Genomic DNA, 20,546 nt, shown 5'->3' with positions numbered 1-20,546 from the left:
GCCTCGTTCAGACCCGGCGTCTTGGCCTGGTAGAAGCCGCCGTGCTGCGCCTCGGCATAAAAAAACGTCATTGATGCGCTCTCTCTAGAAGAACGATATTTGACGCGGAACGATCTCTTTTTTGCGCACGCACTTTCGCTGGCTCACGAAACCCGAAACGCGCCCCGCCAGGATGGCGGAACGCAGGATTGCGGCTGGCTCTAGTGGGGCTGGCTAAGGATCGGACGCGGGTCGGGACGCGGCAGCGGCCTCGGGAAATGCCGCGAGGATGATCTCTTTCAACCGTTCGGCGGGCGGCGACAGGCTTCGCCATTTGTGTTGCATGACGCAGATATCTCGGGTGATGATCGGATCGCTCAGCGCCACGCTGCACACCCCAGCGGCCGAGGTCAGTTCCATCGAGTTTTCCGGCAGCACCGACACCCCCAGGCCCGCCGCGACCATGCCGATGGCAGTGGTGGAAAAGCGCACATCGTAGGCCGGAAGGAAGTACGGCGCGACGCCGATCATGGTCCGTTCGACGATCTGGCGCAGCGGGTTGTCCAGCGCCAGCACGATCAGCTTCTGATCCGACAGGTCGGTCCAGCCGATGGCCTGCCGCGCGGCCAGCGGGTGATCGGCGCGACAGATCAGCATCAGCCGGTCCTGGCTGACAGGCTGCGACCTGATCTCGGGGTCGTGGTCCAGCAGGGTCCCCAAAGCGATATCCGCCTCGTTGCGGAGCAAGGCAGGGCGGATTTCCTCCTCGGGCATGTCGCGCAACCCGACCGAAATGCCCGGGTACTGGTCCAGAAAACGGGCGATCAGCGCAGGAATCGTGGTTGAGGAAAAGATGATCGAACTGGCGACAACCACCTTGCCCTTCTTGAGCTGCGCGCGTTCGCGGACACTGCGCGTGGCAAGGTCCAGGTCCTCCATCGCCTTGCGCGCCTGGGGCAGGAACTCGATGCCGATATCGGTCAGGTTCACCTTGCGGGTGTGGCGGTCGAACAGCCGGACACCCAGCTCCTGTTCCAGATCCTTGATCAGCAGGCTGACCGCTGCCTGGGTCAGCCCCAGCGCGCCGGCCGCAAGGTTGAAACGCCCAAGCTCGGCCACCGCAAGGAAGGCGCGGATCTGGCGCAGCGTGACATTCATGACCCGCCCCTCTCCCGGCCCGGTCAGGCCGTTTCGGCCATCGCCTGCGGCAGCACCGTCGCGGTTTCCGACACCAGCCGCCCGCGCGCCAGCACCCGCGACTGGACCGGCCCGCCGGCCACCAGCGTATCGGTGTCCTCGCAATCGGTCAGCACCAGATCGGCCCAGGCGCCCGGGCGGATGCCGTAATTCGCCCCCAGCCCCATAAGTCGGGCGGGGATGTCGGTGATCATCCGGTGCACGTCGCGCAGCTCGTCCGCCATCAGGTTCCCCGCCAGCAGCGTCCAGCGCGCGATTTCCAGCATGTCGCCCGACCCCGTCGGCACAAACGGATCCTGGATATTGTCCGAGGCGGTGGCGATCTTGGCGCCGCCGCGCAGCAGTTCGGCCACCCGGGTCAGCCCGCGTGGCGGCAGCTTTGTGCGGTCGCGGGCCTGAAGATAGAGATTGGCCGCCGGAAGCGTCACCGCCCCCACGTCGAGGTCGATCATCCGCTCCATGATCGCCCTTGCGGCGTCAGGCTCCAGCGCGCTGAGCACCGAAATATGGCTGAACACCGTGCGCCCCTGCATCCCGAAACGCTCTACCCGGTCGAGCGCCGCATGCATATGCAGGTTGTCCGGGTCGAGATGTTCGTCCAGATGCAGGTCAACGGGTTTGCCTGCGCGGGCCGCGGCCTCGAACAGGATGTCCATATAGCGTTCCGGGTGCTCGCTGACCGCCGGAGTGCCGCCCACCGCATCGGCGAAACGTACCGCCGGGTCGATGTTCCCGGCCAGCCATTCCAGGTCCTGCCCGGGATGCGGAGTCATGAAGGCCACCAGTTGCAGTGTCATCCGATCGGCCCAAGCCTCCCGCTGCCGGGCCAGTGCCTCGATCCCGTTGAAACCCGCATCCTTGTCGACATTGATGTGACTGCGGATCGCGGTGGTGCCGCGCGACAGGCACCGTGCCATTGTCCGCGAGGCGCGCCGGGTGATGTCCTCGGGGCCGGCGGTTCGGGCATAGGCCGCGAAAGCCTCGCGCGCGCCTTGCAACGTACCCGAGGGATTTGGCGTGAAGCGCAGCACACCGGTCTTGTCCAGATGCTGATGCATGTCGACAAAACCGGGCGAAATCAGGTTCCCGGAGACATCGACGCGCACCGTATCGGGCTGCGACGCAAGGCCCGGCCCCACAGCCGCGATGCGGCCATCGGTGCCGATCAGAATATCGGCCTGTTCGGCCTGCGCGCTCGCGCCGGTGATGCGGCCTCCGGCCAGCAGGATCGGCCGCTCGCGGTTGGCTGCAAAGAATGAAAGCTGATCGCCGACGGTGCCCATGACCTTGCCCTTTTGTTGGAAACTCCCGGGGACACTAAGCAAGCCATACTCTTTTCACAAATTAAATAATCTTTTTTACTGATAAGAAATCCGCAATAATTGATCCGGCCTCTGCCGTAGCCCGAAATCGTTTCTGGACGCCCCCCCTCCCGCTCGGGCATACCGGCTCCGCCAGAACGGCGATGAACCGAGACGCCTCATGCTGCATTCCCGTGTCTTGCGCTATCTCGACGAGGTGGCACGCTCCGGCTCGATCCGCGCGGCGGGGGAGCGGCTTAACCTGCCTCTCCCTCGATCAACAAGCACGTGCTGCAGGCGGTGCTGGATGGCAAGGCCGATCTGGGCTTTGCCTACAACCTGCCGCCCACGCCGACTATCGAAGTCATGCCCCGGATGAACGCGCAACTCGGCACGGTGGTTTCGACGGCACATCCGATCGCACATATGAACATGGTGCCGCTAAGCGAATGCCTCACCTATCCGCTGATTTTCGCGGACAAATCCATGCCGATACGACAGATCGTGGCCGAGGCGTTCGACGCCTCCGGGCAGGACGTCAACCCCGCCTTCGAGACCAATTCCATTGAGGCGATGAAGAGTAACGCCACAGGCAGCGGCGGGATCGCCTTTCTCAGCCGGTTCGACATCCTCGAGGAACGCCGCGAGGGCAAGCTGACCTATATCCCGATCCGCGACGGCGCCTTCGGCAGCAACACCCTGTCACTGGTCCGCCGACAGAAACGCGCGCATGGGCTGGCTTCGTCGATGTTCACCGAAGAGATGCGCCGCGCGCTTGGCGCGTCGATCGACTGAAACGGCGACGCACGGCGGCTCGCCCCCCTTGAAAACGAAGCGTGGGTTGATGGTCGACAGGCTGTCGGTCAGCACGATATCGGCGTAACGCCCGGGCATCAGTGAACCAAGCCTGTCGTCCATGTGGAAGGACCGTGCGGAGTTCAGCGTCGCCATCTTGATCGCATGGATCAGGTTGATGCCCCCCCCTTTTCGCGGACCTAGGTGGCCTTGCGGAAATCGTCTTCGCTGCCGGAGCTGTAGGTGAAATGCTCGAACTCGCCCAGCCCGATCACCGGTTCCATGTTCAGCACCGCCTCGGTGACCGTGGCTGCGGTCTTCTTTCCCGGGGCAAAGGCGAACAGGCGATAGGGTGGCTTGTCATGGTCTCAAAACAGGTTCTGCGCCGCCTCGATGCCCTCATCCGCGGCCGCGCTCAGCAAGTCGAGGCATTCCGAATAGATCGGCGACGTGCCGCAGGGCACCATTGCCTCGGCCAACGCGGTCGGATGGGTCAGTTGCGCCTCGAAATGGATTGTGTAAGAAAAGCGTTTAATAACGCCCGCAACGAACGCTTTTAGAGATCTCTTCAGTTGATCGAGGGGCTCTGTTGACCGAAATCCCTTCGATGCAGTGCCGGACGCCGCATGGCAGGTTTTCAGCTTGGACGCGTCGATCATGACGGTCTTTTCTTCGCTGCGTTCGGACGCCATGCCCGCAATGATCCGAGCGAACACGCCCCCGTCACTCCAGCGCTTTTATCGGTTGTAAAGCGCTTTGCAGTATCCGCAGTCTTTTCGCGTATCTCCTCATGAACAAGGCAAAGCAAGAGCCGCCTTCACACACAAAACTGACGCACGTGAGAATGGGCGCGCGGGGGGGGCAGTTCGTCCCAGAACGCTCGGATACCTTCGCACGGCCGGCTCGCCGGGCAGCAGTGTGGCCGACCTCCCTGCACGGTCCACTGGCCTTCGTTTTCGCACATCCGTGATTTTCCCGTTAAAGGGGGACTCCGCGACAGAGTTTTGGCCGTTCGCGTGGTGGCTTCACGACCAAGATCCACCTCCTCGTCAATGGCGAGGTATTGATCCGCCATTGGTCCGAGGACAATGCCGAGCGGACTGCCCATGGCAGAAGAAATCGAACCGATGATGCTCAAGTATCTTGCACAGGTCGCTGGCTTCGCCCCCGCCCAGGCACATGCCTACCTCGTCAGCTATCGCAAGATCGGCCTGATCGAACAGGACGAGGAAATGGGCCACTATCGCCGTGGACGCTTCGCGCTTGATCTAGGCGTGACCAGCATACGCACCATTGACCCGATAAGCCTGGCCACCGACGCGGTTACGGAACTTGCAGACCGCACGGCCCTGCACGTTGCCCTGGTGGTCTGGGGATCCTTCGGGCCAACCGTGGTCACGGAAAGCGGCAGCCAGCTGAACATGAACACTCGCCCCGGCAAGGTCTATTCGATGTCCGGCACTGCCAGTGGCCGGGTCTTTTCCGCCTTCCTGCCCGAAGCGACGGTCGAGGCCACGATCAACCTTGAGAAACGGGAAAAGACCGACAGCGGGCGGGTTGGCGTCCACCGCTTCATGTCCCGCAAGGAACTCGACCATATCCGAGAGGTCGGTTACGCAACGGTCGTTGTCCCACCAGTGCCCGGCATTTCGGCCTATGCGGCGCCGGTCTTTGATCATGCAGGGCAGATGGTCATGGCCATCACCATTTTCGGACAGGACCACTACCTCAAGGGCCGGGCAGAGGAAGGGTTCATTCCCGCCCTGATCGAAGCCGCCGGCGACCTGTCATCAGAACTGGAGTACGTGCCGGCCCATTGAGGCAGAACACGCCAAGCGCGACGGCCGATCCGGCTGGCGGACAGTTCATGCATTACAATTATCCATAGATTATCGAATTCGCGGAATACGTTTGAAATAGGGCGACGCTGTGAGGCGCTACCCGTATGGCATCAGAACAAATTGGGCATACCGCTGGTCTCGCCGCCATCCGCCACGAACTCGGCCCCGGTCGAGAACGAGCTGTCGTCACCGGCCAGAAACATCACCAGCTTGCTGATCTCCTCAGGTTCGCCCAGGCGGTTCATCGGGCCGTGGTTGAAATTGGGATAGAGGTCGTCGACTTTATCCGTATTGATATTCCCCGGATGAACAGAGTTGACCCGGATGTTCAACGGCGCAAGCTCGACAGCATCGGCCTTTGTCAGCCCCCGGATTCCGAACTTGGAGGAAATATAGGCCAGCACATCGGCAAAGCCCTTCATTCCCGACGTCGACGGGATATTGACGATCGAGCCTCCACCCGCATCTTTCATCGCAGGGGTGACGGCGCAAATCCCTTTGAAAACGCCCCAAGATTGATCCCGATCACCTGCTCCCATTGCTCGTCCGTACAGGTCTCGATGCCCGAGAACCGCAGGATACCGGCATTGTTGACCAGCACGTCGATCCTGCCGAAACGCGCTACCGCTGCGGCGACGGCAGCCTCCCAATCTTCGCCCTAGTCACATCCAGATGCACCGCGAGGGCCGCCTCTTCGTCAAGCTCCGCAGCAAGCGCCTGCACCTCGTCGTCGAGAACATCGCCCAGCACCAGCTTTGCACCCGCGGCGGCAAAGCTCCGCGCCTCGTTTGCGCCCATCCCCCTGGCTGCACCGCTGATCAAAACGACCTCATCCGACACACTCATCGCCGCTCCTCCTCAAGAATACCACTGCGCCCCAAGACTGGAGCGACCTACAGAAATCGGCACTCTCACCGACAGGACCGCCAGCCCGAGCACAAAGGCACAAGCCTATCATTAATTGTAACCGACTATTTTTGTAGTTGAATAATTCCAAAGACAGCAAGCCGACCTCCCACCACCACCCGCAACCACAAGGCCACGATCACGATCCGGATCAACTTTGAGGCAAGGATCAACACGCGCCTCCCCCGGCTTGAACCCGAGACAGGCACCGCTATGATCCTTGGCAGCCAAGGGGATGACATGGCCAAGACAACTCACCTGATAAAACTCAGCGCGGGCACGGAGAGCGTCGACAGCCTGATGGACTGGCAAGGCATGCGACGCGCCCAGACCGAAGATGGTCTGCCGCGACACATCACCCGCATGTGGCCCCGGCGCGAGGAAGAGGTGTTGAACGGCGGCTCGATCTACTGGGTGATCAAGGGGCTGATCCAGTGCCGCCAACGTATCCTGCGGCTTGACCCGGTCACGGGCGCGGACGGGATCAACCGCTGCGCCCTTGTGCTGGACCCGGAGATTACCCGCACCGCTGCCGCGCCCAAGCGCGCGTTCCAGGGCTGGCGCTACCTCGCCGCCGCCGACGCCCCGCCCGACCTGCCGGGAAGCCGGGCGGAAGAAGAGCCGCTGCCCCCCGAACTGGCCGGAGCCTTGGCCGAAATCGGCGTGCTCTGATCCCGGGCTTGGCCTGCATCAAGGTGCGATTGTCAAACCGGTGCTAGACTCTTGCTATCGCCAACAGATGACGGGAGGCCATCATGAAGCGCCGTTTCCTTCTTTCCGCTCTTGCCTGCGTGTTGCTGGCGCCCGCCGCAGTGCAGGCGCAGCAGTTGATTGGGTCCTACAACGCCTTCATCGGGCAGCAGGATCTCTACAATTCCAATGGCGTCCGGCTAAGCACACCGGCACAGGTTCTGCGTCAGGACCGGGCCAACTACCACCGCTTTGGGATCTCGCAATACGGGGACCAGTGGGATCCCTACTTTGGAGACATCAATGCACGCGCTCGGCTGGAGCAGATGGTCAACAACGGCTACATGCCGCCACATGTGGCCAATGCGATCATGCGCGGCAACATGCATGTGATCGTCAACGTCTACGGCCAGAACGGCTACATGCAATACATCGAGGTCATCCTGCCCGGATGACGTGGCGGGGCCGGATCAGCGTCCGGCCCCGCGCAGCCAGTACCAGCCAAGCGCCACCGCCTCGCGCGCCCAGGCACGCAGCACGCGCGACATCGGGGCGCCCGTCAAACGCGGGCAACTGGCCGTTGCCCGCAACCCAACCCGCTGCGCCACCAGCCGCGCCCGCGCGGCGTGGTACCTGTCGGTCACGATCACCACGTCCTGGCAACCCAGCCCGGCCAGCAAAGGTTGCGCAAGACGCATGTTCTCCTCGGTGGTCAGCGCGCGGGTTTCCAGCAGCAGGGCCGCGTCCGGCACGCCCGCCTCGCGGCAGAGCCGTGCCATGACCTCGGCCTCTGTTGGCGGATGCGTGCGGACACCCCCGGACAGCACCAACAGGCCCACCTGACCTGACTGCCAAAGCGCGACGGCATGCCCGACCCGGCGCACCACAGCAGGCGAGGGCGTCCCGTCCGGGCGCACTGCCGCCCCAAGCACCAGCGCCGCCCCTTGCGTCTTTGCACATGCTTTGTGCACCCCTGCCCCCTCTGGCATTTCGCTTCAGGACCTATAGGTTCTGCGACGAGATATGAGAAGGACACGCGCCATGACCGAACAGTATACGCCCCCCAAAGTCTGGACCTGGGACAAGGAAAACGGCGGCACCTGGGGGTCGCTGAACCGCCCCATCGCCGGGGCCACCCATGACAAGGAACTGCCCGTCGGGGATCATCCGTTCCAGCTCTACTCGCAGGGCACACCGAACGGGGTCAAGGTCACCATCCTCCTGGAAGAGTTGCTGGCCGCCGGGCACGATGCCGAATACGATGCATGGCTGATCCGCATCGGCAAGGGCGACCAGTTCGGCTCGGGCTTTGTCGAGATCAACCCGAACTCGAAGATCCCCGCGCTGGTGGATCGGTCCGGGCCGGAGCCGGTCCGGGTCTTCGAATCCGGCGCCATCCTGATGCACCTGGCCGAGAAGTTCGATGCTTTCCAAGGGCCACGCGAAAAGCGCGCCGAGATGCTCAGCTGGCTGTTCTGGCAGATGGGCAGCGCCCCTTACCTGGGCGGCGGTTTCGGCCATTTCTACGCCTATGCGCCCTACCCGATGGAATATCCGATCAACCGTTTCGCGATGGAGACCAAGCGCCAGCTGGATGTCCTCGACCGGCATCTTGCGGAAAACCGCTACATGGTGGGCAAAGACTACACGATTGCCGACATGGCCATCTGGCCCTGGTACGGTCGCACCGTCCACGGGGAATCCTACAACGCGGGCGAGTTCCTGGACGTGAAAACCTATACCAACGTGCTGCGCTGGGCGGATGAAATCCTGGAGCGTCCGGCGGTCCAACGCGGCCGCCTCGTGAACCGGACCGATGAGGGCATGCTGCCGGAACGCCACGCCGCCAGCGATTTCGAAACCGGACTTGTGACCAAGGCCGAGTGACATTTCGCCCCGGGCCCGCAGTGCGAGGCCCGGGGCATCCCATTGCGCGTGGTCTAGAGACCCAGCCGGTCCTGCAAAAGCCGCATGGTCTCGCGCTCCCCTTCTTCCAGCGGCGCAACGCGCGACTTGAACAGGGTCGCCTGGCTGCGCAAAACGGGTTCTTCGGCCAGGATCTTGAGATGGTTGGCGCGCAGGGTTTCCCCCGACGAGGTAATGTCTGCGATGGCCTCGGCGGTCAGGTTCTTGACCGTGCCTTCGGTCGCCCCCTGGCTGTCGACCAGCTGGTAATCAGAAACGCCACCCTCGTGCAGGTAGGCGCGCACCAGCCGGTGGTACTTGGTCGCGATCCGCATGCGGAACCCGTGCCGCGCGCGAAAGGCCGCCGCCGCCGCGTCCAGATCGTCCAGCGTGTTCACATCCACCCAGCAAGAGGGCACCGCCACGATCAGGTCGGCATGACCAAAGCCCAGTTCGGCAAGCGGCGCCACCTTCTGATCCCATTGCACCAGCTTTTCCTGCACCAGGTCGGTCCCCGTGACGCCCAGGTGAATGCGCCCCGCCGCCAGTTCGCGCGGGATTTCCCCGGCGCTCAGAAGCACCAGTTCGACACCCTCGACGCCGGTCACCTCTCCGGAATACTCGCGCTCTGACCCACTGCGCGCCAAGCCGATGCCACGCGCACCGAACCAGTCAAAGGTCTTCTCCATCAAGCGCCCCTTGGAGGGCACCCCAAGCTTGATGCTCATGCCGCCTCCTCCAGGTCGACCAGCAGGCCGGGCCGGATCACACCGCCCACCGCGGGGATCTCTCTGCCCTGCCCCAACTGTCGGGTCAGCGCGTCATAGCGTCCGCCCGACGCCACCAGCGGCCAGTCCGGTCGGCCGCGCGCCGAGAACCCGAAAACGAACCCGTCGTAATATTCCATCGAGGTCCGGCCGAAATTCGCGTCGAACATCAACGAGGTCACGTCGATCCCCCGCGCAGCCAGCGCCACGCACCGCGCAGCCATGCGGTCGACCGCCCCGGCGATGGCAGGCATGTCCACCGCGATGTCCCGCAGCTGCTCCAGCGCGTTGCCGCAGGTTTCCGAAACCTTCACCAGCGCTTCCAGCAGGTCCACCTGATCGCCCGGCAACACCGGGTCCTGCGCATCCGCGCGCAGGGCATCGACGCGCGCCGCGATTTCTGCGGTACCGCGCAGCCCGATCATCGGCCCGGCCAGCGACAGCGGATCCGGCGAAGCCAGCAGCGCGGTCCGGCTGGACGGCACCGGCGCCCTGCCCGCGTACCGATCCAGCAGCGCCCGGAACCGGCGCGGCCGCCAGATATGCCGCATAAGCGCCGCCTTGCGCGCCTCAGACGTCTCCAACCCTTCCACAGCGGCGATCAGGATGCCGATATCGCCCACCACGGCCCGCAATCCGTAAGACGCCAGAGCCTCCGAAAACCTGGCAAAGACCTCGGCATCGGCACCCGCCGGGTCGGCCCGGTCAAAGACCTCGTAGCCCACCTGGTGATACTCCGAAGGGCGTTCCGGGTGCTCTTCCTGCCGGCGAAAGATCTCTCCGGCATAGGTATAGCGCGCCGGTTCCGCGCCCTCGGCCATATGTTTCTGCACCACCGGGACGGTGAAATCCGGGCGCAGGATGACTTCGCCCCGCACCGGATCATGGGTCAGGAAGGCGCGCGTGCGGATGTCCTCGCCATAGAGATCCAGCAACGTGTCCGCCGGGAGCAGCACGGGACAATCCACCGGCTCCGCACCGCTTTCGATGAACCCCGCCTTGAGCGTGGCCGCCTTTTCCTTGATCGCGGCAAGGCTCATTTGTGCAGGTCCAGGATTTCTTGGACCTTGGCCACCATCTGGTCGCGCGGCACCTCGTATTGGCTGGGATGGTCTTTCCATTCCTCGAGGCTGGCATCCTCGGCCAACTTGGCGCCAAGGATCAGGTCCTTGATCTGCACCACGCCCTTGTCCTTCTCGTCACCGCCTTCGATCACGGCGACAGGGCTTGCCCGCTTGTCCGCGTATTTCAACTGGTTGCCAAAGTTCTTGGGATTGCCAAGATAAACCTCGGCCCGCAGCCCGGCCTGGCGCAATTCTGCCACCATCGCCTGGTAGTCCCCCATGCGGTCACGATCCATCACCGTCACGACCACCGGCCCCTGCACGCTGCCACCGATGCGGCCCTTTTCGCGCAGCGCCGCCAGCAGCCGGTCAACCCCGATGCTGACGCCGGTGGCCGGCACCGCCTGCCCGGTGAACCGCTTGACGAGATCATCATAGCGCCCGCCCCCGGCAACAGAGCCGAACTGCCGCTTGCGACCCTTCTCATCCAGGATCTCGAAAGTCAGCTCGGCCTCGAAGACCGGCCCCGTGTAATAGCCCAGGCCACGCACGACCGACGGGTCGATGATGATCCGGTCAGGGCCGTAGCCCTGCGCCGCCAGCAACTCGGCGATCTGCTCCAGCTCGGCCACGCCCTCTTCGCCCACGGTCGACGCGCCAATCGCGGCGCGCAAGTTGGCCAGTGTCTCCGCCGCCTCCAGCCTGCCCGAGGTCAGGAAGGCGACGACCGGCTCGGCCTGCGCGTCGCTCAGGCCAACGCCGTCGATATAGGCGCCCGAGGCATCCAGCCGGCCCTTTCCCAAAAGCTCGCGCACCCCGGCCTCGCCGACCTTGTCGAACTTGTCGATGGTCCGCAGCACCGCATCGCGCTGGGCATCATCGTCCAGCCCCATGCATTCCAGCACACCGTTCAGAACCTTCCGGTTGTTGACCCGGATCAGGTAATCCCCGCGCGGAATGCCGACCTTCTCCAAGGTATCCGCCAGCATCGCGCAGATCTCGGCATCCGCCGCCACGCTGCCCGCACCCACGGTATCCGCATCGCACTGGTAGAACTGCCGATAGCGCCCCGGCCCCGGCTTTTCGTTACGCCAGACCGGCCCCATCGCGTAGCGCCGGTAGGGCAGCGGCAGATCGTTCCGATGCTGGGCATAGACCCGCGCCAGGGGCGCCGTCAGGTCATAACGCAGCGCCATCCAGCTGTCGTCCTCGTCCTGCCAGGCAAAGACGCCCTCGTTCGGGCGATCCACGTCGGGCAGGAACTTGCCCAGCGCCTCGACCGTCTCCACGCCCGAGCTTTCCAGCGCATCGAAACCGTATTGATGGTAAACCCCGGCGATGGTGTTGAGCATCTCTGCGCGCTCGGTCACTTCGGGACCGAAATAATCGCGGAACCCCTTGGGTGTCTGCGCCTTGGGGCGCGGGGCTTTCTTCTGCTTGGCCATGAGTCATCCCGGTTGTCGGATATGTCGCGCTTCCTCTATCCCTTCGACCGGTGCGGGGCAAGCAGAGCGCCTTGCAGCTTCTTCCTGGTAGACATACCCACCCCTGACCCAACCACGGAGCGCAGCCCATGACCGACAGAACCGATCAACTGGAAGAAGGTCTCGCCCACGCCCTGCGCGCGCTCGACGACCTCTCCGAAACCGTCGCCCGCCAAGACCGCGAGATCACCCGCCTCACCGCGCGGGTCGAGATGCTCTTGCAACGAGAGGCCGCGCGCGAGGCGGAAGGCTCCGGCGGAGTCATCTTCGGAGACGAGAAACCACCGCATTATTAGGGCGCCATCGTCGCGGGGCAATTGGCCCGCGCCTGTAGGGTGGGTTGTTCCAACCCACCGCCCCACCTCCGGCGCCCCTGTCAGTCCTTCATGTCCATCGCGACGACTTCACCGTCGTGCAACAGGATGTTCTTCCAGCGGGGATTGCTGCCGAACCGCTCGTAGACGCTGACAAAGACAGTGTCGCGCTCCAGCCGCCGCATCTTGGACCCGCAGGGTTTGCCCTTGCGGACACCGCAGACGCGTCGCTTGACCTTCTCATAGGCCTTGTCCGTCTCCGAGATCGGCTGCGCCTCTCCCGAGGGGCCATAGTGGATCTGTTCGTAGCTTTCGGGCGAGCCAAAGATCACCAGCGCCGCGGTGAACTGCCGGGCACAGCCATCGTCGAACCCGGTCAGATAGAAGCTGCGCGCGCTGCTTGTGTCCGGAGCGCTGTCATAAAGAACATAGGTGCTGCGGCGCTCGGGATACCCTTCGATCTTCTTGCCCAGCTTGCGGCGAGGCGCATCGCAGACACGGGCGATCTGCCCATAGGGCAGCCGGGTGCCAAAGGGAATCTCGCGCGCATCCGGCGCACCGGGGCGCGGCGCGCGGGCACGTTTCCGTGGCCTGTCGGCGTCCTCGTCGAGGGTTGCGCCCCCCGCAGCGGCCAGTTCCGTGGCGTCGTCGCGCTTGGCCGCCGCGGCCCTCGCGCCGAACAGGCCCAGGAGCCCGCGCCGGGGCGGCGCATCTGTCACCGGCGTGCGCGGGGTTTCCGGCGTTACCACATCGGCCTGACCGGCATCATCGGCCAGCGGCACGTCCTGATACTTGGGAACGCCGGACAGCGGATCGCCACAGCCAGCCAGAAAAAGTCCCACGCAGAGGACAAATCCCCCCCTGATCACGCGAGCGCCCATGTCGTTCTCCCCGAAAACTCCGGGGGTTCTAGCGCGGTCAAGGGGGCCGCGTCCACCTTGGCCGTCGACAGATTGCGCCAACGACCGCCGATACGGTTCAGATTTCCTCGACCGCCAGCACCCCGTCGAGCGATTTCACCGCGCCCTTGATCTCGGGGCTGACCGGGAATTCCAGGCCGGCGTCCAGTTCGACCTCGCCCGGCAGACTGGGGTCGCTGAGGCACAGCTGGATCGGCCCGCGCGCCGCCTTGGGCATCTGTTCCGCCGCACGCCCAAGGACAGAGGCGACCTGCGGCAGGGCGCCTGCGGATTCGACATAGATGCGCAAACCGCTGCCCCCGGCCCCGGCCACCACCACCTCGACCGGCGCGACGGAACGGCCCAACAGCTTGAGCTGGTCCGATTCCATCGTCGCCTCGACCGTGACCAGCACCTTGGAGCCGCTTTCCAGGTATTCGCGCGATTTCTCCAGCGCCTCCGAGAACAGCGTGACCTCGTAGGCGCCGGTCGGATCCGACAGCTGGGCGAAGGCAAAACGGTTGCCGCGCGCCGATTTGCGTTCCTGCCGACCAGCCACCACGCCCGCCAGCTTGGCCAGCATCGGCCCGTTGGACTGCACCTTGTGGGTCAGCTCGTCCAGGGTCACGAAATTGCCATTGCGTTCGACCCGGCGCAGTTGCGGCATGTAGTCGTCCAGCGGGTGGCCCGAGAGGTAGAAACCGACCGCCTTGAATTCCTCGGCCAACCGTTCCGCGGGCAGCCAGTCGGACACCGGCGACAGGCGCGGTTCCGGCAGGTCCTCGCCCGCCTCGCCAAACAGCGACACCTGCGCACTGGCTTTCTGTTCGTGGATCGCCGCCGAATAGGCAACCAGCGCATCAAGCGAGTCGAAGATCCGCCGCCGGTTCGAATCCAGCACATCGAAACACCCCGCACGCGCCATCATCTCCAGCGGGCGCTTGCCGATCTTCTTGAGATCCACCCGGCGCGCGAAGTCATAGATGTTGACGAAGGGCCGATCCTGGCCCTGCGGCGCCCCTTCGGCCCGTCCCGCGACCACCAGCCGCATGACTTCGAGCCCGACGTTCTTGAGCGCGCCCAGAGCATAGACCAGCTCGCCGTCGACAACGTCAAAAGTCGCTTGAGACCGGTTCACGCAGGGCGGCACCCAGGACAGTTTCAGGCCCTTGCGAACTTCTTCGAAATAGACCGCCAGCTTGTCGGTCAGGTGGATATCGCAGTTCATGACACCGGCCATGAACTCGACCGCGTGGTTCGCCTTCAGCCAGGCGGTCTGGTAACTGACCACCGCATAGGCGGCCGCGTGCGATTTGTTGAAGCCGTAGTTGGCGAATTTTTCCAGAAGGTCGAAAACCTCCGAGGCCTTCTTGGCGTCGACACCGTTTTCCGCCGCCCCCTTGGTGAACTTGGGGCGTTCGGCGTCCATTGCCTCCTTGATCTTCTTGCCCATCGCCCGGCGCAGCAGGTCAGCGCCGCCCAGCGTGTATTTCGCCATGACCTGGGCGATCTGCATCACCTGTTCCTGGTAGACGATGATGCCCTGCGTCTCTTCCAGGATGTGGTCGATCAACGGATGGACAGAGGTGATCTCGCGCAGGCCGTTCTTGACCTCGCAGTAGACCGGGATGTTTTCCATCGGGCCCGGACGATACAGCGCCACCAGCGCGACGATGTCCTCGATACAGGTTGGCTTCATGCGCTTGAGCGCATCCATCATGCCCGAGCTTTCAACCTGGAACACCGCCACCGTTTTCGCGCTGGCATAGAGCTTGTAGGTCACCTCGTCGTCCAGCGGGATGGCGTTGATGTGGTTTTCCGCCCCTTCCGCCGGTTCGTACAGTTCCGTGCCATCCGCCGCCACGTGCAACGGGCGCCCGGACTTGAAGATCAGATCCATCGCGTTCTGGATCACGGTCAGGGTCTTGAGGCCGAGAAAGTCGAATTTCACGAGGCCGGCCTGTTCGACCCATTTCATGTTGAACTGCGTCGCCGGCATGTCCGAGCGCGGATCGCGATAAAGCGGCACCAGCTCGTCCGTGGGACGGTCGGCGATGACGACCCCCGCCGCGTGGGTGCCCGCCGAGCGCAGCAGCCCCTCGACCTGCATGCCATATTTCAGCAGGCGGTCGACGACCTCCTCGTTGCGGGCCTCTTCGGCCAGGCGCGGTTCGTCCTGCAACGCCTTTTCGATCGAGACGGGTTTCACCCCCTCGACCGGGATCATCTTGGACAGGCGGTCCACCTGACCGTAGGGCATCTGCAACACCCGGCCCATGTCGCGCACCGCCGCCTTGGACAGCAGCGCGCCAAAGGTGATGATCTGCGCCACCTTGTCGTGGCCGTACTTGTCCTGCACGTAACGGATCACCTCTTCGCGGCGATCCATGCAGAAGTCGATGTCGAAGTCCGGCATCGACACCCGTTCCGGGTTCAGGAAGCGTTCGAACAGCAGCGAGTAGCGCAGCGGGTCAAGGTCGGTAATGGTCAGCGCATAGGCAACAAGGCTGCCTGCCCCCGACCCCCGCCCCGGCCCAACCGGGATGGTGTTGTCCTTGGCCCACTGGATAAAATCGGCAACGATCAGGAAGTAGCCGGGAAAGCCCATGCCCTCGATGATGCCCAGCTCGAAATCGAGCCGCTCCTGGTATTCCTCGACACTGACCGCGTGCGGGATCACCGCAAGACGGGCTTGCAGCCCCTCATTGGCCATGCGGCGCAGTTCCGCGACCTCGTCATCGGCGAATTTCGGCAGGATCGGCGGGCGCTTGTAGGCCATAAAGGCGCAGCGCCGGGCGATCTCGACTGTGTTGTCCAGCGCCTCTGGAAGGTCGGCGAACAGGACCGCCATTTCCTGCGGGCTCTTGAAGTAATGCTGTGGCGTCAGGCGCCGACGGGGTTCCTGTTGGTCGACATAGGCGCCGTCGGCGATGCAGATCATCGCGTCATGCGCCTCGTACATGTTTTCCTTGGGGAAATAGACGTCGTTGGTGGCGACCAGCGGCAGGTTCATCTCGTAGGCCATCTCGACGAAACCGCGTTCCGTCAGGCGCTCGGCCTCGGGCGGAGTGCCGTCCTCGCCCGGGTGGCGCTGGAGTTCGACATAAAGCCTGTCGCCAAAGATCTCGGCCAGCCGCGTCATCAGGGCCTGCGCCGCGCCGCGATGTCCCTGCCGCAGGTGCCGGCCCACCGGCCCGTCCGGCCCGCCGCTGAGGCAGATCACGTCCTCGGAATGCGCCGCCAGCTCGTCCAGCGTCACATGGGCCAGTTCCGTATCCTTGCGCAGGTACAGGCACGAGTTGAGCTTCATCAGGTGCTCGTACCCGGTCTCTGTCTGGGCCAGCAGGACCAGCGGCGCGGGCGGTTTCGGGCGCTCCCCCGGCTGCGGATCGATATAGCGCAGATCGACCTGACAGCCGATGATCGGCTGCACGCCGGCGCCGCTGGCACCGACGGAAAACTCCAGCGCGGCAAAGAGGTTATTGGTGTCGGTCACGGCCACCGCGGGCATTCCCATGTCGGTGCAGAGCCCGGGCAGCTTTTTCAGCCGCACGGCGCCTTCGAGCAGGGAATATTCGGTGTGGACACGCAGGTGAATGAATCGGGGATCGGCCATTTGCATACCCTATGCTGTGGTCTTTTCTGGCAAAAGCCCCAATCCGTGCCCCGATCCCGGGAATGGCGGCATACTTCCGAACGGCCCCGCCGTGGGCACAATCCCGACAAAGTCGTGCCCTGATTGTATTTTAGTGTCATTCTGAGCCCAGGAAAGTCACATGCCGCCGATGGGATTTCAGTACCAGTCATGCAGATCCATGCAGATAGTATTGCGCGTGTCGAAACGGCGCCCGGGTCCACCTCCCCCGACAGTTCCGCCCCGAACCTGACACCCGGCCGCGGCCTGCGGGCCCGACTGCGCCGTACGGTGCTGCTGTCGGCAACGATCCTTGCACCCCGCCTGGCCGCCGACAAACTGGCACGCCGTTACCTGACCTCCGACCAGGCCGTGCTGGATAGGCTTGCGGGCCGGTCACATCGGTTCGAAATCGTCGACCTGGGACAGGACTGCTTTGTCTTGCGCTCGCGCTTTCGCGGGAACGCGGCCGATGCGCCCCGCGTTTTGATCGCACCCGGACATGACGGACATATCCGCCAGTTCACCCGTGTCGTCCGCGCCCTGCAGAAACGGGGGGCTACGGTCGACATGCTGATCTATCCCGGCCACGGCCACGCCAAGCGCAGGGTCTGCAGTCTCGGTGACATCGTGGACGCAATCTGCCGGGCCACGCAGTCCGAAGGGCCCTACGCGGGGCTCGTCGCCCATTGCGTCGCCGCGAACGCGATGTTCCACGCGCTTGAACGGGGTATTTCGGCACCGCGCATGACGCTGATCTCGGTACCACTGGACCTGCCCGGGTTGATCCGCCTCGGCGGCCGGCAATACGGGCTGTCGGGCCGCTGCCTCGAACAGTTCGTCGATCGGGTGAGCGCGCTCGGCGCTCCCTGCCCCATTGATCGCCCCTGGCTGCCGGTGGCCGAAACCCGGGACGAGGACCTTTTGATCGTTCAGTCCCGCAACGATTACGCCGCCCCGGTAGAAAAGGCGCGCCCCCTTGCCGCTGCCTGGCCCGGCGCGCAGATGGAAGAATACGACCACGGCGGGCATAACGGCATCCTGAACGTCACCTCGGCGATCAACCGCATCGCCGAGTTCATGGTGCCGGACCGGCCCTGACGGATCAGGTCTCGCCCAGCGGTTCCTCGCGTAGCAGCATCGAGGCAAGACAGGCCAGCAAAGCCGCTGCCGCCGCCGCCCAGAAAATCGGGTGCAAAGCGTCCGAGAACCCGTCGAGCACCCGCGCCTGGGCCTCTTCCGGCAGTGCTTGCACCACATTGGCGCCCAGCGCACCGATGCCGCCCGAAACGCCGCCCGGGATCTCTCCGGCGAGGTTGCGCATCAGCCCGGCGCTGAACATCGCGCCAAAAACAGCCGTGCCGACGGAGCCGCCGATCAGCCGGAACATGTTGGTCGAGGCCGTGCCCACGCCCATCATCGACCGCGGCACCGCGTTCTGGACCGCCGCCACCCCCACGGCAAAGACCGGCCCCAGCCCCAAGCCCACCAGCACCATGACCCCGCCGATGAACCAAAGCGCGCTGGCCGCATCCAGCCGCGACATGCCCAGCAGCGCCAGGGTCAGAAGGCCCGTCGACAGCACTGGCATCAGCTTGTAGTGGCCGGTCGCGGACATGATCTTGCCTGCCGCCGTGGACGACAGGATCAACCCGCCCATCATCGGCACCAGGAACAGGCCGGAGGCGGTCGGGCTGATGTCCTTCACCATCTGCAGGAACAGCGGCAGAAAGGTGATGGTTCCGAACATCCCCATGCCCACCAGGAAGCCGACCGCGTTGGTCACCAGGAAAGTGTTGTTGAAAAACAGCGGCAGCGGCAGGATCGGCTCTTCGGCGCGCCGCTCTGTCCGGATGAAGCCGGCCAGTGCAAGGGCGAGGCCGATGAACAACCACGTCACCGGCAGGCTGGACCAGCCATAGCTGCCCGCGATGCTGGGCAAAAGAACGATGCACCCGAGGATCGCTGCCAGCAGCGCCGCCCCCAGGTAATCTACCGGCTTGCCCGACCGCTCCAGCGGCGAGGGCAGCGCGCGGTTCAGAACGACAAAGGCCACCACGCCCACCGGGAGGTTGACGAAAAAGATCCAGTGCCAGCCGATGCTCTGCACGATGGCCCCGCCCAGAAGAGGGCCGATCACCGTCGATACGCCAAAGGCCGCCCCCAGGAATCCCTGCGCTTTGCCCCGCTCACGCGGCGGCATCAGGTCGCCAACGGCGGTCATGCAGGTGACGATCAGCCCGCCGCCGCCCAGCCCCTGCACCACGCGCCCGGCGATCACCATCTCCATCGAACCGGCCGTTCCGCAGATCACCGCGCCCAGCACGAAAACCAGGATGCCGCCTTGCAGGACAATCTTGCGACCGTAAAGATCAGAGAGCTTTCCCGCCACAGGCGCGCCGATGGTCGATGCCATGAGGTAGGCAGTGATCACCCATGTGATATGATCCATCCCGCCAAGGTCCGCGACCATGATCGGCATTGCGGTGGACACGATGGTCTGACCAAGAGAGGCAAAGAGCAAGGTCGCCGCGATCGCGATCAGCGCCAGGCGAAGCGTCGCCGGGTCTGGTTGGTCGTCGGCAAGGGTAACAGGGGTTTCGGCCAGGGACATGGAAACTTCCTTGAAACGGGGACAGCGCGCCGGCACCGGGCGGATTCGGCGCAGGCGACCGGATTGCATCGCCTGGGATCTGGGCCTAAATATGTGCCAAACGCAAAAGCATGTCAACGTCATGCATTTGTCGAAAGCACGCAATATTGCACATCGGGGGCTGCATGACCGCGCGGGATGACAGATTGAAGGCGCAACTGGACCGCGCCGGGATCGGCGGAGAAGTGGCAGAAGCCGCCTTCGACATCGACGCCGTGCTGCAGATCTGGCGCCGCAAGGTGGTCAAGCGGGAACTGGGCCTGCGCGCGCTCGAAGACCTTGGCCTGCGGATGGAACTTGCCGAGCTGGACGTGCTGATGGCGGTCTCGGCGCCGGTCAACGAATTCGGCGAAGCCTCCGGAGAGGAAACGATGGTCTCGACCGTGGCGACACGGCTGGCCATCGACCCGTCACGCGCCAGCCGCCTGACCAGCCAGCTGATCAAACGCGGCCTTCTGCGCCGCGCGGTCAGCCAGCAGGACGCGCGCCGCGCCGTTTTGGAACTGACCGAGACCGGCAAACAGGCGGTCGAGGCGGTGCGCAGCTACAAGTTCCTCGTGCTTGGTTCTTACCTTAAGGACTGGACGATGGAAGAGATCCAGACCTTCCTGCCCTTGCTGGAACGCTTTTCGGCCTGGTCGGAACGGGCCGCCTGCCCTTCTGGCCCCGTGGCAGAGGAAATCGCCAAGTTGCGTGACGACCTCTCGCAGCAAGACAACACTTAGCCATTCAGCTAGGTTTCTCTTGACGCAAGACATGCTGCGAGAATAGGTAGCCTCATGGCTAACCATCTCGACAGCTTCTTCGGCGCGATGGCCGACCCCACCCGCCGCGCCGTGATCGAACGGCTGGTCGGCGGCCCTGCCCCGGTGTCAGAACTGCACGCCCCGCACGATATGGCCCTGCCCTCCTTCCTGAAACACCTGCGCAAACTCGAGTCTGCCGGTCTCATCCGGTCCGAGAAACAGGGCCGGGTGCGCATGGTCCATATCGAGGCCGCGCCACTGGCAGAGGCAGAGCACTGGCTCGCCCGCCAAAGGCGCCTCTGGGAGGAACAGACCGACCGGCTGGAGAGTTTCGCCAAATCCCTTGACGTTGCATCCAAAAAGGACTGACC

General features: G+C 64.2%; 20 protein-coding genes and 1 pseudogene. 9 read left to right on the top strand and 12 right to left on the bottom strand.

Annotated features, from left to right (window positions below; translation table 11 throughout):
- Positions 1-213: 213 nt before the first annotated feature.
- Positions 214-1,137, bottom strand: a complete 924-nt coding sequence (locus BLQ71_RS15975; RefSeq protein ID WP_074622414.1) for a LysR family transcriptional regulator — start codon at positions 1,135-1,137, stop codon at positions 214-216.
- Positions 1,138-1,160: 23 nt separating this feature from the next.
- Positions 1,161-2,459: an amidohydrolase family protein gene (locus BLQ71_RS15970; protein ID WP_074622413.1), complete on the bottom strand. Its 1,299-nt coding sequence runs from the start codon at positions 2,457-2,459 to the stop codon at positions 1,161-1,163.
- 306 nt (positions 2,460-2,765) lie between these two features.
- Between BLQ71_RS15970 and BLQ71_RS15965 the strand changes: the two genes are divergently transcribed.
- Positions 2,766-3,272: a LysR substrate-binding domain-containing protein gene (locus tag BLQ71_RS15965; protein ID WP_074622412.1), complete on the top strand. Its 507-nt coding sequence runs from the start codon at positions 2,766-2,768 to the stop codon at positions 3,270-3,272.
- Here BLQ71_RS15965 and BLQ71_RS27075 read toward each other — a convergent pair.
- Together BLQ71_RS27075 and BLQ71_RS27160 are read right to left on the bottom strand one after the other, a co-directional pair.
- Entirely contained in the window at positions 3,180-3,428 is a 249-nt protein-coding gene (locus BLQ71_RS27075; RefSeq protein WP_074622411.1) for an amidohydrolase family protein, read from the bottom strand. The two genes, BLQ71_RS15965 and BLQ71_RS27075, sit on opposite strands and share 93 nt — an antisense overlap.
- Before the next feature lie 212 nt (positions 3,429-3,640).
- Positions 3,641-3,988 carry a hypothetical protein gene (locus tag BLQ71_RS27160; protein WP_198548590.1) on the bottom strand — a complete coding sequence of 116 codons (348 nt, stop codon included), beginning with the start codon at positions 3,986-3,988 and terminating at the stop codon, positions 3,641-3,643.
- Positions 3,989-4,378: 390 nt separating this feature from the next.
- Here BLQ71_RS27160 and BLQ71_RS15945 point away from each other — a divergent pair, with 390 nt between their 5' ends.
- Complete coding sequence (locus tag BLQ71_RS15945) at positions 4,379-5,092, top strand: IclR family transcriptional regulator (protein ID WP_229754891.1); 714 nt, start codon at positions 4,379-4,381, stop codon at positions 5,090-5,092.
- 131 nt (positions 5,093-5,223) lie between these two features.
- Here BLQ71_RS15945 and BLQ71_RS26825 read toward each other — a convergent pair.
- Positions 5,224-5,911: pseudogene (locus BLQ71_RS26825) on the bottom strand (SDR family oxidoreductase).
- Positions 5,912-6,259: 348 nt separating this feature from the next.
- On the opposite strand from BLQ71_RS26825, the gene BLQ71_RS15935 reads away from it, so the two are divergent.
- Together BLQ71_RS15935 and BLQ71_RS15930 are read left to right on the top strand one after the other, a co-directional pair.
- Positions 6,260-6,691, top strand: coding sequence for a DUF1489 family protein (locus BLQ71_RS15935; RefSeq protein WP_074622436.1), 432 nt, complete (start codon positions 6,260-6,262; stop codon positions 6,689-6,691).
- Between the two features lie 83 nt (positions 6,692-6,774).
- Entirely contained in the window at positions 6,775-7,164 is a 390-nt protein-coding gene (locus BLQ71_RS15930; protein ID WP_043144694.1) for a hypothetical protein, read from the top strand.
- 15 nt (positions 7,165-7,179) lie between these two features.
- Here the strand turns inward: BLQ71_RS15930 and BLQ71_RS15925 are convergent, their stop codons facing one another.
- Positions 7,180-7,680 (bottom strand): YdcF family protein, encoded by a 501-nt coding sequence (locus tag BLQ71_RS15925; protein WP_229754890.1) that lies wholly within the window; start codon positions 7,678-7,680, stop codon positions 7,180-7,182.
- Positions 7,681-7,750: 70 nt separating this feature from the next.
- On the opposite strand from BLQ71_RS15925, the gene yghU reads away from it, so the two are divergent.
- Complete coding sequence (gene yghU, locus BLQ71_RS15920; protein WP_074622407.1) at positions 7,751-8,596, top strand: glutathione-dependent disulfide-bond oxidoreductase; 846 nt, start codon at positions 7,751-7,753, stop codon at positions 8,594-8,596.
- A 53-nt stretch (positions 8,597-8,649) separates the two neighbouring features.
- Here the strand turns inward: yghU and hisG are convergent, their stop codons facing one another.
- From hisG to hisS, 3 genes are read right to left on the bottom strand one after another with little or no spacing between them, the layout of a single operon-like run.
- Complete coding sequence (gene hisG / locus BLQ71_RS15915; RefSeq protein ID WP_043144699.1) at positions 8,650-9,342, bottom strand: ATP phosphoribosyltransferase; 693 nt, start codon at positions 9,340-9,342, stop codon at positions 8,650-8,652.
- The gene (locus BLQ71_RS15910; protein WP_074622406.1) at positions 9,339-10,421 is read right to left on the bottom strand and encodes an ATP phosphoribosyltransferase regulatory subunit; all 1,083 of its coding nucleotides are present in this window, start codon (positions 10,419-10,421) and stop codon (positions 9,339-9,341) included. Before BLQ71_RS15910 ends, hisG begins: the two co-directional genes overlap by 4 nt.
- Positions 10,418-11,890 (bottom strand): histidine--tRNA ligase, encoded by a 1,473-nt coding sequence (hisS, locus tag BLQ71_RS15905; RefSeq protein WP_074622405.1) that lies wholly within the window; start codon positions 11,888-11,890, stop codon positions 10,418-10,420. Before hisS ends, BLQ71_RS15910 begins: the two co-directional genes overlap by 4 nt.
- A gap of 128 nt (positions 11,891-12,018) precedes the next feature.
- Between hisS and BLQ71_RS15900 the strand changes: the two genes are divergently transcribed.
- Positions 12,019-12,225 carry a SlyX family protein gene (locus BLQ71_RS15900; protein ID WP_043144703.1) on the top strand — a complete coding sequence of 69 codons (207 nt, stop codon included), beginning with the start codon at positions 12,019-12,021 and terminating at the stop codon, positions 12,223-12,225.
- 80 nt (positions 12,226-12,305) lie between these two features.
- Here BLQ71_RS15900 and BLQ71_RS15895 read toward each other — a convergent pair whose 3' ends face one another.
- Together BLQ71_RS15895 and dnaE are read right to left on the bottom strand one after the other, a co-directional pair.
- Positions 12,306-13,124: a hypothetical protein gene (locus tag BLQ71_RS15895; protein ID WP_043144705.1), complete on the bottom strand. Its 819-nt coding sequence runs from the start codon at positions 13,122-13,124 to the stop codon at positions 12,306-12,308.
- 97 nt (positions 13,125-13,221) lie between these two features.
- Positions 13,222-16,758: a DNA polymerase III subunit alpha gene (gene dnaE, locus BLQ71_RS15890; RefSeq protein WP_043144773.1), complete on the bottom strand. Its 3,537-nt coding sequence runs from the start codon at positions 16,756-16,758 to the stop codon at positions 13,222-13,224.
- Between the two features lie 189 nt (positions 16,759-16,947).
- Between dnaE and BLQ71_RS15885 the strand changes: the two genes are divergently transcribed.
- A complete protein-coding gene (locus BLQ71_RS15885; protein WP_074622404.1) occupies positions 16,948-17,877 on the top strand; it encodes an alpha/beta hydrolase in 930 nt (309 codons plus the stop codon).
- 4 nt (positions 17,878-17,881) lie between these two features.
- Here the strand turns inward: BLQ71_RS15885 and BLQ71_RS15880 are convergent, their stop codons facing one another.
- Complete coding sequence (locus BLQ71_RS15880; RefSeq protein WP_074622403.1) at positions 17,882-19,390, bottom strand: MDR family MFS transporter; 1,509 nt, start codon at positions 19,388-19,390, stop codon at positions 17,882-17,884.
- A 164-nt stretch (positions 19,391-19,554) separates the two neighbouring features.
- On the opposite strand from BLQ71_RS15880, the gene BLQ71_RS15875 reads away from it, so the two are divergent.
- Positions 19,555-20,154, top strand: a complete 600-nt coding sequence (locus BLQ71_RS15875; RefSeq protein WP_069208158.1) for a MarR family winged helix-turn-helix transcriptional regulator — start codon at positions 19,555-19,557, stop codon at positions 20,152-20,154.
- Between the two features lie 54 nt (positions 20,155-20,208).
- Positions 20,209-20,544 (top strand): ArsR/SmtB family transcription factor, encoded by a 336-nt coding sequence (locus BLQ71_RS15870; protein WP_043144709.1) that lies wholly within the window; start codon positions 20,209-20,211, stop codon positions 20,542-20,544.
- The last annotated feature ends 2 nt before the right edge of the window (positions 20,545-20,546 follow it).

The organism is Antarctobacter albus (assembly GCF_900101505.1).
Lineage (GTDB): Bacteria > Pseudomonadota > Alphaproteobacteria > Rhodobacterales > Rhodobacteraceae > Antarctobacter > Antarctobacter albus.
This window is presented reverse-complemented; position numbering and strand designations above follow the sequence as displayed.